The sequence below is a fragment of the Mycobacterium sp. ST-F2 genome, assembly GCF_001905655.1.
Classification (GTDB): domain Bacteria; phylum Actinomycetota; class Actinomycetes; order Mycobacteriales; family Mycobacteriaceae; genus Mycobacterium.
In genome coordinates this window covers 1-13,567 of record NZ_JMHT01000085.1, presented here as the reverse complement: position 1 = coordinate 13,567, position 13,567 = coordinate 1, and the positions used below count along the sequence as shown (strand labels likewise).

Here is a 13,567-nt window from a genome sequence, read left to right as displayed (position 1 = left end):
CTCCAGTATGGGCCGCGATATCCCCCACGAATGGGCGGTACCCCTTGAGTTTCGGCCGAAAACCTACGCGGCCAGTGACAACCGGGCGGTCCGGAACCGGTGTGCCACAAGCTTGGCGACGCCCGGGTGCCGGCCCAGCGGGTCGGTCACCACGTCGGCCCCGCACGTGTACAGCCGGTCCTGAAAGAGTCCGTCGGCCAACAGGTATGACGCCACGGCCACCCGCTCGGCGCCGCGCCGACGCAACCGGGCCACGACATCGCCCACCCAGTACGTGCCACTGATCGCGAACGCGAGCTCGACGCGGCTGCCCAGCGTCGCGGACAGCATGGCGCACGTCCGGCGCAGGTCGCCGGCGGCGCGCGGGTCCGAGGTTCCGGCAGCGGCCAGCACCACGGAATCCGATGGGCGCCAGCCCGATTCGATCAGCCGGTCGGCCAGGACCCGGACCATTGCGGTCGAGGGTCCGAGTGCCGGCGTCACCGTGACATCCCGGTGGCCGCTTTCGGCGATGCCGGCTGGGATGTCCTGGTGGACGTGGTACCCCGACGACAAGAATGCCGGAACGACGACGGCCGGGCCGGGCGGCAGCGCCGACAGCACCTCGGCCGGCGTGGGTCCGAGGACGTCCACGAACGCGGTGTGCACCCGGCGGTCCAGCAATCCGCTGACCCGCTCGGCCAGATCGCCGATCATCGCGACACCGGAACCCTTGCGGGTGCCGTGCGCGACCAGGACGGGGTTCACAGTGCACCCACCGAGTAGTCGTCGACCGCCAGCCGGTAGCCGCGTTTCACCACGGTCGCGACAATCTCCTTGTCGCCCAACGTGGTTCGCAGGCGCAGCACCGCAGTCTCGACGGCATGGGTGTCCGAACCGCTACCCGGCAGCGCGGCCAGCAGCTCCTGCCGTGACACCACCGCGCCGGGTCGCAGCGCCAGCGCACGCACGATGGACATCCCGGCCGGCGAAAGATCCTTGACCACACCGTCGACCACGACACAGGTGCCCCGGATCTCGAGATCGTGTCCGGCGGCCCGCAGCTTCCGGGTCTGCAGCACGGGCAGCTCGTCGGCGATGTGACGAGCCAGCGCACCCAGGCGCATGCGCTCGGGGGCGGAGGTCGGCACACCCAACCGGGCCAGCGGCCGCGCTGTCACGGGGCCGACGCACATGGCGTGCACCTGGCTCCGGAACGCTTCCAGCACTTGATCATTGATGCCGAGTTCGGTGGCGCGCATCAGGGTCGCCGCCACCGCGGGCGCCGAGGTGAAGCTGACGGCGTCGAGCCGGCGCTCGGCGATATCGCTGACCAGCGAGTCGAAGGCACCGCCGGACGGCACCGGCTGCCACCGGTACACCCTGATCGGGACGACGTCGGCGCCGGCACGGCGCAGCTCATCGAGAAACTCGGGAAACGGGTCCCACTCATCGGTGGCGCCGTGCAGCTGAACGGCGATCCGCATGCCGGAGATGCCACCCTGGAGCAGATAGCCCAGCACCTCGCGGGACGACTCGGAATCGGGTGACCACTCCTCGGGCAGGCCCGCTGCCCGCAGCGCGCCGGTGGCCTTGGGGCCGCGCGAGACGATGCGGGCGCGGCTGAGGGCCTCGGTCAGTTCGCCCGACACACCCCAGTCGTCGGCGGCGGACATCCAGCCGCGGAATCCGATGCCGGTCGTGGCGATCAGAATGTCAGGCGGCACTTCGAGCAGCGCCTGGGTATTGGTGCGGAGCTCGTCGTCGTCGGGCAGCGGCACCATCGAGATGGCAGGGGCGGCAATCACCGTCGCGCCGCGGCGGCGCAGCAGGGTGCACAGCTCATCGGCACGTCGTGCGGAGGTCACCGCCACCCGAAATCCGGTGAGCGGGGCCCGTTCGGGATCACTCATGCGTCAAGTGAAGGGACAACGTGTTTCCGGCTGGTTACCCAGCCATTGCTCAGCGGTGTCGCCAACCCGGAAACGGTGACGTTTGCGTCACACGCCGCGCTGAACTGGGGATTTGCGCGCAAAACCCTCGCAAGGCCTCACCACACGTCGCCCTCACGCCAGTCGCAGGTGATGTCGGCGGTGGTATCGACCTCGACCGAGACCGGCAGCACGAACAGCGAGTGATCGTCTTCGGGCGTGCGATTGAGACCGGCCGGCGCCAGCACGGACGTCGTGCCCCGCCACGGCAGCCAGCCGCGCGCGGTGTAGATCGGGCGCCCCGCATCCGACGAGCTGAGCGCGCCGATCTCGTAGGCGCCGCGGATCACCTGCTCGACGGCATCCAGGACCGCCGTGGCCAGCCCCTGGCCCCGCCAGTCCTCGCGGACCGCGACAGCTTCGACGTAGCCGCAGCGCAGCGCGGTGTTGCGGTACATGAGCCGGCGCTGCACCACGGCGCCGTGCGCGATGATCGCGCCGTGACGGCAGACCAACGCGTGCATGCCGCCCAGTGAGTGCTCCCAGTCGGCGTCCGAGAAATCGCCGTCGTACGCATCGATGACCATCTGCCGCGCGCCTTCGCGGGTCTCGGCATCGAGATCAGCGGTGTGGACCAGTCGCGCCGTGTGAACGTTGTGTACGCGGGTGAGATCCGTGGGGTGCACCCCCTCGTTCTACCAGGATTGCGCAGCCCGCGCTGGTGCCTGTACGGGTTCAGGCACCGAACGGTTGGCGCGGCCTGGACCAGTGCATCCGCACGTGCTGTCCGGGCCGGATCTGCCCCACCTTGTCGATGTCGTGGTCGGCGACGACGCCGATCACCGGGTAACCACCGGTGACCGGATGGTCAGGTCCGAGGATCACCGGTAAACCGTTGGGCGGCACCTGAATTGCGCCCCTTGTCGCGCCCTCGCTGGGCAGCTGACGGTCGGGCCAGCGGTGTTGCAGTGGCCGGCCGTTCAGCCGCATGCCGACGCGGTCGCTGCGATCGGTGACGATCCACTCCGTGTGCACCAGGGCATCGGGGTCGACGAACCAGTCGTCACGCGGACCGGGGACCACCAGCAGTTCCAACAGGTCCTCTGCGATGGCCGCCACGGGCGCCTGATCCAGCTCAGGGAACTCGGCGGTGTGCTCACCGATGGTCAGCATGTCTCCGACCTGCAGCGGCCGCGGGCCGATCGCGGACATCACGTCGTAGCTGCAGGATCCGAGCACGGGGTCCACTTTGAAACCGCCGCGGACCGCCACATAGCTGCGCATGCCGGTGTGGGGTGCACCCAGCGAGATGACGTCACCGTCATGGGCGTAGTGGATGCTGTTGGTGCCGAAGAGCTTTCCGTTCGCAGACGGGTCGGCGTCGGCGCCCGTGACGGCAACCGCCACGCCCTCTTTCCCGCCACCGTGGACCCGGGCGGAGAAGCCGCCGAACGTCACCTCGATGGTGGCGCGATCGTTCGGGTTGGCCACCAGCCGGTTGGCCAGCGCGTGCGAGCGGCGATCGGCGGCGCCCGAGCGGCTGACGCCCATGTGGGCCAGGCCGGGCCGGCCCAGATCCTCGACCAGCGCGAGCGGGCCGGTCTTCAGGATTTCGAGTGTTGCGGTCATGGTCGCGCTCCTAACCGATCGCCCGGAATTGAACGTGCATACCCGGAATCAGCAACGCCGGCTGCTCCCGCTCGAGGTCCCACAGCGTGGCGTCGGTGCGGCCGATCAACTGCCAGCCGCCCGGGGTCTCCCGCGGGTACACGCCGGCGAACTCTCCGGCCAGCGCGACCGAGCCGGCCGGGACCCGGGTGCGCGGTTCACTGCGCCGCGGCACCTGCAGTCGCTCGTCGCCACCGACCAGATAGGCGAAGCCGGGCGTGAAGCCGCCGAACGCGACGCGCCACAGCGATCCGGTGTGGGCGGCGATCACCTCGTCCGGAGCCAGCCCGGTCAGCTTGGCGACTTCCTCGAGGTCCATGCCGTCGTACACGACGTCGATGACCACGTCGGCCTGCGCTGGTGCGCTGGTCTCGGCGTTTTCGGGCTCCGCGAGGTGCAGCTTGGACAGCCGCTGTGCGGTGGGGACCTGATACCTCGGTGCAGCGAGCTTGATCAGAATCGTCCGCGAGGCGGGGACGATGTCGAGCACGCCGGGCAAACCCGCCGCGCGCAGCGTGTCGGTCCACGCCAACACCTCGGCGGTGTTGTTGAATTCCAGCAGCAGGGCTTGGTCGCCGTAGTTACGGACGGTGCCGAGCATCCGTGCGTCCACTTTCTCTACTGTGACGGTCATCACTCGAAGCTACCCGCGGGTAGCCGTCATTTCCGCTTTCTTTAGCGCCTCGCCAGAGGAGCCTTAGCAATCACTCAGACGGCAACGTCGTACGTCGGTTCGTGGCGCTTGATGTAGCTGATCACCCGATAGGTGACCGGCAGGAAGACGATCTCGACGGCGGTCTTGTACAGCCAGCCCTGGCCGGTGTAAACGGCGAAGTCGTGGAACGTGCTGATGCCGATGGCGTTGGCGGCGATGGCGCAGAACACCAGGGTGTCGCCGAGCTGTCCGGCGAACGTCGACCCGACCAGGCGTGCCCACAGGTGCTTCTCCTTGGTGCGTTCCTTGATGGCCACCACGACCCACGCGTTGATGGTCTGCCCGACGATGAATCCGGCGAGGCCCGCGATGATCAGCTGCGTGTAGGAGTGCACGACGTTCTCGAAGTGCGCCTGGTTCGGGTAGAAGTCGGCGGCCGGCAGATAGATCGTCGCCCAGAATGTCACTGCCGCAAGGATGTTCATGGCGAAGCCCAGGTAGATCGCGCGCCGCGCGGCCTTGAAGCCGTACACCTCCGACAGCACGTCGCCGATGATGTAGGTCAGGGGGAAGACGATGAAGCCGCCGTCGGTGATGATCGGGCCGAAGGCCACGCCCTTGGTCGCGGTGACGTTGGAGATGATGACCAGCGCCGTGAAAACCGCGATCAGGATCGGATAGTAGGCCGATCCGACCTGCGCGAAGCGGGCGTGCTGTTCGGGGCTCTCGGTGCCGATCACGCCGCTCATCTTGGCAGGCAGCGCGGCGAGTGCAACCTCAGGCCGGCGGCGCGGTCAGCAGTGGCGGCAACTGATCGGCCACGGCCGGGTAGGACAGCACCGAGGCGAACGTGATGGCCGCGGACAAATCCTTGTTGGGGAAGACGATCCGGTTGGCCTTGGCCTGGCTCAGTTGCGCGACCGTCGGGTCGGCCAACACCGCGGGTCGTTGGTCGTCACTGTCGAGCGTCCAGATCAGCACGTCCACGCCGCGGAACGCTGTGGCCATCTGATCGCGCGGCACGAAGGCGTGCTGCCCCTTGGTGAACGAGCCCAGCCCGTCCGGGACGGCAATGCCCATCTCGCTGAGGAAGTCGGTGCGCCACCCCGCCGGCGTGACCTCGACGCCGGCCGCGGTGGGAAGGCCGTTGACCATCAACATCTTTCGGCCGCTCAGCCTCGGGTTCGCCTTGCCCGCGGCAGCGAACTTCGCATCGACGCCGTCGATGAGCTTCTTCATGTCGTCGGCCTTGAACACGGCCTGCCCGATGACGGTGGCCTGCTCTTTCCACGGTTCGAAGAAGGCGTCCTGGCCTGCCTGGGCGACCGTCGGGGCGATCTCCGACAATTTCTTGTAGGTATCGGCATCCAGCCCGGCGTTGATGGCGATGATGAGGTCGGGCTTCAGGGCTGCGATCTTGTCCACCTGGATGCCGTCCGTGAGGTTCAGGACCTCCGGCTGGGCCGGGCCGAGCGCGGGCTGGGCCCACGGCCACACCGCTAAGGGCTGATTGCCGAACCACTCGGTCACGGCGACGGGCACCACGCCGACGGCCAGCAACTCGTCCTGCCCGGTGAGGCCGGCGGACACCACGCGCTTCGGTGGCGCCGGAATCTTCGTCGATCCGAACGCGTGGGTGATGGTGACCGATCCGTCGCCGGCGACGGTGCCCGAGGCCGGGGGCTTGGTGCAGGCGGCGACCACGGCGGCACCGGCGGCACTGGCCGCCAGTGCCAGGAAGCTGCGGCGCGAGCGGATTTGGTGCACGTCGGTGAGTCTGTCACCTGCCCCGGGGAATGGCGCTGCGAACACGCGAACGGGGTCGGTGATGGTCGCCGCGGCCGGGTCCCGGCGGCCGCCGCGCGGGGCCTTTCGAGTTGGTTTGCCGGTTGCGTCAATATTGATTCCATGGCGTTGCTACGGCGCAGGTAGCAACAAACCATACGATAGGTACGTATAGTACTCCATCATTTGCTGTATGCCGACGGGCCATCTGACGGCAACCATCCGCCAGCCAGCCGCTTGCCCTGGAAAGCGGCCGATAAACCGCAGGTAGAGACGCCTAAGGTAGCCGCGTGTCCAGTGTGTCGCATGGTCCGTACGTGACCCGTGAGTCTCGTGATGTTGTTAGCGGAAATTGTTTGATGTCAGCCGTTTGACGTATCGTGAACGACCCCTCTGCCGTGCTCTAATGAGTACGGACGCCCTTCGTTGGTGGCCATGAAGGATTTGCTGGGAGGCAACAATGGCGATGGATTCCGGCGAACTGAACGCACCGCACCGACATACCCGGGCCGAGTCGGCGTCTGCGCGCCAGGCGTCCGCTGCGAAGCGGACCGAGCGCGTCGTCACCCGGCATCTCCCGGAATTGCTCGTCGGGCTGCGGTGGTTGTTCGACACCGTGCAGCCCGACAGTGCGATGGTGAGTGCGGGCGGCCAGGCCGTCCGGTCCGGCCGGCGGACGCTGCGGTTCCGTCCCATGGACTGGCAGGGGCACGCCGTCATCGAAATCGTCGGTCCCGCTGTGGCCGGGGATCCGTCACCCCGGGCCGAATTGGAGGCGTACGCCCAGGCTCTCGACGACATGGGTGAAGACGTGATCGCCAGCTGGATCGGCCGCAGGGGGCAGGTGCGCAGCATTGCGCTGGCCCGGCCGGTTCATCCGACGCTCAAGGCCGCCGTCGACCGCTATGTCGCCGGCTGTCCGGAGCACGCCGGCGGGCATTGTGGGTGCTGTCGTCGCGCCCGCGACTGCAGCGTGTCGCTGCGCGCCGTTGAGCGTTCGGTGGGTCGCCATCAAGTAGAGTTCGACGCGCTGGCAGGGCCGTGGCCCGATGCGCTGGACCCGTCGGGTGAATTGGGTCTGATCGCAGCCGGCCTCGTACCCAACCTGCCCGCGCAGAGGGTTGTCGGAAGCGCAGTCTGAACGCTTCCCCGTGTCGCGGCGATGAGTCGTGCAGGTTTCATTTCCCGTTCGGTTATCGCATTGCCCGAATAATCTTTATTATTCCGTTACGGACACTGCGGGGGCGGTTCCGGAATTAATTAACGGAAGCGTCTTATATAGCGGTCGGGAGGTGGCGTGGTGATGGTTACACGCATGATTACCGGCCAGCTGCTGGCGGCACTGGCGGTAGCTGGTCTCGGCGTTTCCGTCCCCGCATCGGCAGATGTGGGGACGGGGCAGATGGCGGCGTGCGCCGAACGGGGTAACCCGCTGGACTGCGTGCCGACAAACAGTGCGGCCAATGCCGCGGAGGTCGCCTACCTCACCGAGCTGCACGGCCGGTTGAAGGGCAACAACGATGCGGATTTGCTGAAGACGGGTCGTCTGACCTGCAACATGTTCGTGTACGCCGGGCAACCGACAGGTGACGCGGTGAATGCCATCTCCAACTCGTTGAAGGTGAACAAGGCCTCGGCGACGTTCGTGATGGACATGGCCATGGTGCATCTGTGCCCCGGCCTGACCATCGGTCCCGACGGAGTGCCGCGGCCCCGTTATTGACCCGGGAGTTCAATTACTTCGCGCCGGCGTGAAATCGATGTAGATAAGCCGGCCAGTCCCAGGTATTCAGGAATTCGGTAGCGGTTGAGTAGCCGTTGTTATACAGCCGCTCCCGATCCGCCGGGGAAATGTCGAAATTCAGGTATCCGATACCGGACGCGTCGACCACGATCGTCCGCGCCGCGACCGATGGCTGGCGCAGATAAGTCTGGTCATGACCGAGCAGTGCGGTGTTGATCAGATTCTCCAACAGCTGCGGTGTGCCGGGCAGGTCGATCACCGGCGTCAGCCCCGGGCTCGGGTCGCCGTCGCCCTGGGCGGCGCGCTGGGCCGTGACGGTGATGCCGAAGCTCGGCCAGCGCGGGACCTTGCCGTCGGTGCGATCCAGCGAGTACATCGGGAAGTTCGACAACAGGCCGCCGTCGATGAGTGTCGACGCCGGCCCCGAGGTGCTCGAGATGGTCACCGGCCGGAAGAAGAACGGAATGGCCATCGAAGCGCTGACAGCATCGGCGACGGACTGCTCGTCGGGGTCCAGACCGTACATCCGGCGGTAGTCCCACGGCAGCCGGACGAGGGTGCCGCGGGTGATGTCGGCGACCGTCACCACCAGGCGGTAGCGCTGCTCGAGCGGCAGTTCGGGGTCGTCGAGAGCCAGATCGCCGAACGTCCGCACGCCCAGGTTGCGCAGCTCGCCCTCGACCCAGTCGTGGATGGCGTCGCCGCGGTACATCCCCTGGCCGTGGAAGGCCGTCCAGTACTTGCCCAGCACCGGGATGCGGCTGGTGCGAACAGGATCCAGGAACGTGCGGTACGGCAGCGACATCGCCAGCTCCCGCAGCTGGTCACCGCTGAGGGCAGAGGCGGCCGGTTGATGACGGTTCGCGGCGGCGATGACGGCGCCCACCAGGGAGCCGGCCGAGGTGCCGGAGACCCGGCCGACGTGGTAGCCGGCGTCGCCCAGTGCGACGACGGCGCCGACAAGGCCGATGGCTTTGACGCCGCCACCCGACAGCACCAGGTCGGCGATCTTGACCGGTACCGCGGGGGAGTCTGGTATGCCTTCGGGCCTGTGCACCATTGGTCACGATGCTAGGTCAACGGCCGCGGTTTGCCTTGGACTGCAACGGATTGTGACGGGCGAGGCGGTTCCCGGCGGGGTGTGTCGGGCGTTACCGAGGCACTCAGCCGATTCTTAGGCGCAGACTAAGGCGCCCTCAGTACCCGTCCCTAATGTTGCTGTCACATCGACGGATTCACCGGAGAGGGGGTGTCGAATGGAGCATCGGTACTGTGACCGCATGTTGGCGGTACGCGCGTTCGTAATAGCAATGTCCACAATGCTTCTCGTGCCCACTGCGGTGGCAGCGGCAGACGATGACGCACCGGCTCCGGGCCCTGCGGGTCCGCCGCCGGTTTCGTTCACCATGACTTCCGGTGCCCCGATCCGAGACGGCGCCACCTACGGCGTCGGAACGGTGATCGTCGCGCACTTCGCCGGTCCGGTCGATGAGGCCGCCGCCGCACGGGATCTGGTCGTGACCGCGAACCCGCCGGTCACCGGGTCCTGGCACTGGGTGAACAACACGACCGCGCACTGGCGCCCGCCGCAGTACTGGACGCCCGGCACCGTCGTCTCGGTGGCCGGGGGCCCGACGTTCACCATCGGTGCCTCCCATGTGTCGATCGCCGACGACGCGACCAAGAAGGTCAGCGTGTACGACGGCGGCGCGCTGGTACGGACCATGCCGACCTCGATGGGGCGCGGCGGCACCGAGACGGTCAACGGCAAGACGCTCAGTTTCTGGACCCAGCCAGGGATCTACACGGTGCTCGACAAGAGCAACCCGGTGATCATGGACTCGTCGACCTATGGGCTGCCCATCAACAATCACCTCGGGTACAAGGAGACCATCCCCTATGCCGTGCGGGTGAGTACCGACGGCGTGTACCTGCATCAGCTCGATGCGACGGTGTGGGCCCAGGGCAACACCAACACCAGCCATGGCTGCCTGAACTTGAACCACGACAACGCGCTGTGGTTCTACAACTTCTCGGTACCCGGCGACGTCGTCGAGGTGCGTAACACGGGCGGCAAGCCCCTGCAGCTCTGGCAAAACGGCGACTGGAGTGTGCCGTGGGACCAGTGGTGATAACGGTGCGGTCAATGTTGAGTGTCGGTGCGAGTCGCTGTGATGCACACCACAATACCTTCGGTATGATGGTGGGAGTCACGGCAAAAGTCCTAGTCACGACCGGTACTTAGCCGATAAAATTAAATAGCTGAAGTTATCAGTTTGAGGTCAGGAGTGGTCGTGGGAGCAGTAGCGCATTTGCCGAACCAGTACGAGTCGGTGCAGCCGGTGGCTGCGGCGGACGCATCGTTGATGGAGTTGCTGTCGACGTGTTCGGACATCATCGGGTCGACCTTTGCCGACCGCATCCGTGAACTCGGCGGTACCGACGCCGAAATTCAGCAGATGTCGACGTCAGCGGCCTACGCGGTGTTCGCGTGGTCCGCAGGCCGCGGCTTCGGCGTCTGAGCCAGTAGGCCGGTACCACCGGCGTCGAGCTGCGGCGCGTGTGGTTGCCGGTAACCGGCCGGACCTGGCCGGTCCTGCTCCTCCCATCGCAAGTACCCGCTTTGCCCGTCTTCGTGCGACGACCCTGTCGCATGGAGGCGGGCATTTTGCGTGGGAAGGGTCAGGGGCGGCGGCAGAGGGCCACGCCGGGGCTCGAAACGCTCGTGAATGTGCGGCCAGTGCGTCCCGAACATCAGATCGCTGATCTCTCCGCACATTCGCGGCGCCGCATCGGGCACACCTACCAAAACGCCGCACCGAGACCGGAGTCTCGGCGCGGCGTTTTCGTCTGACGGGTCAGACCGTCGCGTCGACCTTTCCTGCCGGGGCAGGCCACGGCACGGGAGCCGGCCGCTGGCGCACGATCTGCGGCCACCAGAACCACTTGCCCATGAGGGCGGCGATCGACGGCATCATGAACGATCGCACGACCAGGGTGTCGAACAGCAGGCCCAGACCGATGGTCGTGCCCACCTGGCCGATGATGCGCAGCTCGCTGATGATCATGGACGACATGGTGAAAGCGAAGACCAGGCCGGCGTTGGTGACCACCGAGCCGGTGCTGCCCATGGCGCGGATGATGCCGGTGTTGAGGCCGGCATGGATCTCTTCCTTGAACCGGGCGACCAGCAGCAGGTTGTAGTCCGCGCCGACGGCCAACAGGATGATCACCGACATCGGTATCACCATCCAGTGCAGCGGTAGGCCGATCAGGTACTGCCAGATGAGGATCGACATACCCAGCGACGCGCCCAGGGATATCGCCACCGTCGCTACGATCACCGAGGCTGCCACCACCGCTCGGGTGATGATCAGCATGATGACGAAAATCAGTGCGAGAGCAGAGATTCCGGCGATCATCAGGTCGTAGTCCGAACCCTCGGCCATATCGCGGAACGTCGCTGCGCTACCGGCAAGGTAGATCTTCGAGCCCTCCAGTGGGGTGCCCTTGATCGCCTCCTTGGCAGCCAGCTTGATGGAGTCGATGTGCGAGATGCCTTCGGGCGTAAGCGGATTGCCCTCATGCTGCACGATGAACCGCACCGACTTGCCGTCCGGCGAGATGAAGTTCTTCATGCCGCGCTTGAAATCGGCGCTGTCGAAGGCCTCCGGCGGCAGGTAGAACGAGTCGTCATTCTTGGACTTGTCGAAGGCCTCACCCATGGCACTGGAGTTCTTCTGGCCCTCGGCCTGCTGATCCAGCTGCCCCTTCTGGGTGGCGTACATCATCTGCATGTACTTCTTCATGTTCTTCATGGTCTCGATCTGCGGCGGCATGACCGTGACCATCTGCTTCGTCAGCGCGGACATCTTGTCCATGTCCGGGACGATGTTCTGGAAGTCGTCGGTCATGGTGTCGATGCCGTCGAGCGTGTCGAACACCGAGCGCATGGACCAGCACACCGGGATGTCGTAGCAGTGCGGTTCCCAGTAGAGGTAGTTGCGGATCGGCCGGAAGAAGTCGTCGAAATCGGAGATGTGATTGCGCAGATCTTCGATGTCGTACAACATGCCGTGCATCTTGGTGACCATGCTGTCCATGACGGTCGACATCTGAACCGTGATGGCCTGCATCTTGGTCATGGTGTCGATGCTCACCTGGATGTCGTTCACCTGCTTGAGCATGTTGGCCATCATGTCCTGCTGGTACTTCTGGTTCATCACCTGTGTGGTGCTCTGCATACCCAGCTGGAACGGAATGGTCGAGTGCTCGATGGGCGTGCCCTCGGGGCGGGTGATGGCCTGGACCTGAGCGATACCGGGAACGGCCACAACGGCTTTCGCGATCTTGTTGATCACGAGGAAGTCCGACGGGTTCCGCAGGTCGTGGTCGGTCTGCACCAGTAGCAGGTCCGGATTCATGCGGGCCGGGGAGAAGTGCCGGTTGGCGGCCGCGTAGCCCTCGTTGGAGGTCAGGTCCGCGGGCATGTACTGCCGGTCGTCGTAACTCGTCTTGTAGCCGGGGATGGCGATCAGGCCGACCAGCGCCACCGCGATGGTGGCGACCAGGATCGGACCCGGCCAGCGGGTGATCGCGGCGCCGATCTTGCGCCAGCCGCGCACCCGCATCTCGCGCTTCGGCTCCAGCGTCTTGCCGAACTTGGTGACCACGGTGATGAGGGCCGGGCCGAGGCTCAGCGCGGCGATCACGACGGTGACCATGCCGATGGCCAGCGGGATGCCCAGCGTCTGGAAGTACGGCAGCCGGGTGAAGTGCAGGCAGTACGTCGCACCGGCGATGGTCAGACCCGAACCGAGAATGACGTGCGCGGTGCCGTGATACATGTCGTAGTAGGCGTCGTCTTTGGACATCCCCGCGGTACGCGCTTCCTGGTACCGGCCGATCAGGAAGATCGCGTAGTCGGTGGCCGCCGCGATGGCCAGCATGGGCAGGAGGTTCGTGGCGAAGGTCGACAGGCCGATGACGTTGTAGAACCCGAGCACGGCCACCAGGCCGCGGGCCGCACCGACCAGCACCATGACGATGAACAGCTCGATCAGCACCGTGATGATCGACCGGTAGACCAGCAGCAGCATGATGATGATGACCGCGAAGGACACCGCCTCCATGATCTTGAGGCTGCGGTCGCCGGCGACGTTCATGTCGGAGGCCTGTGCCGCCGCGCCGGTGACGTAACTCTTCACACCCGGCGGGGCCGGGACGCTCTCGAGGATCTTGTCGACGGTCTCGACGGATTCGTTGGCCAGTGACTCGCCCTGGTTGCCGCGCAGGTAGACCTGCACGTAGGCGGACTTGCCGTCCGCGCTCTGGGAGCCCGACGCGGTGAGCGGGTCGCTCCAGAAGTCCTGGACGTGCTCGACGTGCGCGGTGTCGGCCTGGAGCTTGGCGACGATCTGGTCGTAGTACGCGTGCGCGGCGGCGTCCAGGGGCTGCTCGCCTTCGAGCACCACCATGGCCGAGCTGTCGGAGTCGAACTCCTTGAAGTCGGAACCGACCTGCTTCATCGCGATCATCGACGGCGCGTCGTGCGGCGACATCGAGACCGAGCGCATCTTGCCGACCTCGTCGAGCGGCGGGACGATCGTGCTCAGCACCACGACGATGCCGATCCAGACGACGATGACCGGGATCGCGAGGGTGCGGATCAGGCGGGGAATCAGGGGCCGATGAGGCTTTTCGGCCTTCGGGATGACGGCCGTCGGTTCGTCGGCGGTGTTGTTCACGGGGTGGCTCATGCAGATTTCACCAGGCAGAAGGTCTGGGCGTGCACGCCCGTGGAGG

12 protein-coding genes and 1 pseudogene are annotated in these 13,567 nt (G+C 66.2%); 4 read left to right on the top strand and 9 right to left on the bottom strand.

Annotation, left to right across the window (positions count from 1 at the left end; genetic code table 11):
* Positions 1 to 63 precede the first annotated feature (63 nt).
* The 7 genes from EB75_RS26490 to EB75_RS26460 all read right to left on the bottom strand — a co-directional run bounded on the left by EB75_RS26490 (position 64) and on the right by EB75_RS26460 (position 6,000).
* Positions 64 to 747, bottom strand: coding sequence for a sirohydrochlorin chelatase (locus EB75_RS26490; protein WP_061001464.1), 684 nt, complete (start codon positions 745 to 747; stop codon positions 64 to 66).
* Entirely contained in the window at positions 744 to 1,892 is a 1,149-nt protein-coding gene (locus EB75_RS26485; protein ID WP_073698210.1) for a uroporphyrinogen-III synthase, read from the bottom strand. Before EB75_RS26485 ends, EB75_RS26490 begins: the two co-directional genes overlap by 4 nt.
* Positions 1,893 to 2,029: 137 nt before the next feature.
* Entirely contained in the window at positions 2,030 to 2,596 is a 567-nt protein-coding gene (locus EB75_RS26480; RefSeq protein WP_061001466.1) for a GNAT family N-acetyltransferase, read from the bottom strand.
* Between the two features lie 49 nt (positions 2,597 to 2,645).
* Positions 2,646 to 3,539, bottom strand: a complete 894-nt coding sequence (locus EB75_RS26475; protein ID WP_061001467.1) for a 5-oxoprolinase/urea amidolyase family protein — start codon at positions 3,537 to 3,539, stop codon at positions 2,646 to 2,648.
* Positions 3,540 to 3,549: 10 nt separating this feature from the next.
* The gene (locus EB75_RS26470) at positions 3,550 to 4,212 is read right to left on the bottom strand and encodes a 5-oxoprolinase subunit B family protein (protein ID WP_073698209.1); all 663 of its coding nucleotides are present in this window, start codon (positions 4,210 to 4,212) and stop codon (positions 3,550 to 3,552) included.
* Between the two features lie 74 nt (positions 4,213 to 4,286).
* Entirely contained in the window at positions 4,287 to 4,982 is a 696-nt protein-coding gene (locus EB75_RS26465; protein ID WP_073698208.1) for a queuosine precursor transporter, read from the bottom strand.
* Positions 4,983 to 5,010: 28 nt separating this feature from the next.
* Entirely contained in the window at positions 5,011 to 6,000 is a 990-nt protein-coding gene (locus tag EB75_RS26460) for an ABC transporter substrate-binding protein (RefSeq protein ID WP_073698207.1), read from the bottom strand.
* Positions 6,001 to 6,478: 478 nt separating this feature from the next.
* On the opposite strand from EB75_RS26460, the gene EB75_RS26455 reads away from it, so the two are divergent.
* Positions 6,479 to 7,159 carry a hypothetical protein gene (locus EB75_RS26455; RefSeq protein WP_073698206.1) on the top strand — a complete coding sequence of 227 codons (681 nt, stop codon included), beginning with the start codon at positions 6,479 to 6,481 and terminating at the stop codon, positions 7,157 to 7,159.
* A gap of 174 nt (positions 7,160 to 7,333) precedes the next feature.
* A complete protein-coding gene (locus EB75_RS26450) occupies positions 7,334 to 7,741 on the top strand; it encodes a DUF732 domain-containing protein (protein ID WP_073698205.1) in 408 nt (135 codons plus the stop codon).
* Positions 7,742 to 7,754: 13 nt separating this feature from the next.
* Here EB75_RS26450 and EB75_RS26445 read toward each other — a convergent pair whose 3' ends face one another.
* Positions 7,755 to 8,822, bottom strand: a complete 1,068-nt coding sequence (locus EB75_RS26445) for a patatin-like phospholipase family protein (RefSeq protein WP_073698204.1) — start codon at positions 8,820 to 8,822, stop codon at positions 7,755 to 7,757.
* A gap of 316 nt (positions 8,823 to 9,138) precedes the next feature.
* Here EB75_RS26445 and EB75_RS26440 point away from each other — a divergent pair.
* Together EB75_RS26440 and EB75_RS26435 are read left to right on the top strand one after the other, a co-directional pair.
* Positions 9,139 to 9,894, top strand: a pseudogene (locus EB75_RS26440) (L,D-transpeptidase); the annotation flags it as partial.
* Between the two features lie 162 nt (positions 9,895 to 10,056).
* The gene (locus tag EB75_RS26435) at positions 10,057 to 10,284 is read left to right on the top strand and encodes a hypothetical protein (RefSeq protein WP_142239835.1); all 228 of its coding nucleotides are present in this window, start codon (positions 10,057 to 10,059) and stop codon (positions 10,282 to 10,284) included.
* Positions 10,285 to 10,620: 336 nt separating this feature from the next.
* Here the strand turns inward: EB75_RS26435 and EB75_RS26430 are convergent, their stop codons facing one another.
* Positions 10,621 to 13,521, bottom strand: coding sequence for an MMPL/RND family transporter (locus EB75_RS26430; RefSeq protein ID WP_073698201.1), 2,901 nt, complete (start codon positions 13,519 to 13,521; stop codon positions 10,621 to 10,623).
* Between the last annotated feature and the right edge of the window lie 46 nt (positions 13,522 to 13,567).

Coding starts and splice junctions, on each gene's coding strand:
- EB75_RS26485 (WP_073698210.1), bottom strand. CDS start 1,892: ATGAGTGATCCCGAACGGGCCCCGCTCACCGGATTTCGGGTGGCGGTG.
- EB75_RS26475 (WP_061001467.1), bottom strand. CDS start 3,539: ATGACCGCAACACTCGAAATCCTGAAGACCGGCCCGCTCGCGCTGGTC.
- EB75_RS26470 (WP_073698209.1), bottom strand. CDS start 4,212: ATGACCGTCACAGTAGAGAAAGTGGACGCACGGATGCTCGGCACCGTC.
- EB75_RS26465 (WP_073698208.1), bottom strand. CDS start 4,982: ATGAGCGGCGTGATCGGCACCGAGAGCCCCGAACAGCACGCCCGCTTC.
- EB75_RS26455 (WP_073698206.1), top strand. CDS start 6,479: ATGGCGATGGATTCCGGCGAACTGAACGCACCGCACCGACATACCCGG.
- EB75_RS26450 (WP_073698205.1), top strand. CDS start 7,334: ATGATTACCGGCCAGCTGCTGGCGGCACTGGCGGTAGCTGGTCTCGGC.
- EB75_RS26445 (WP_073698204.1), bottom strand. CDS start 8,822: ATGGTGCACAGGCCCGAAGGCATACCAGACTCCCCCGCGGTACCGGTC.
- EB75_RS26430 (WP_073698201.1), bottom strand. CDS start 13,521: ATGAGCCACCCCGTGAACAACACCGCCGACGAACCGACGGCCGTCATC.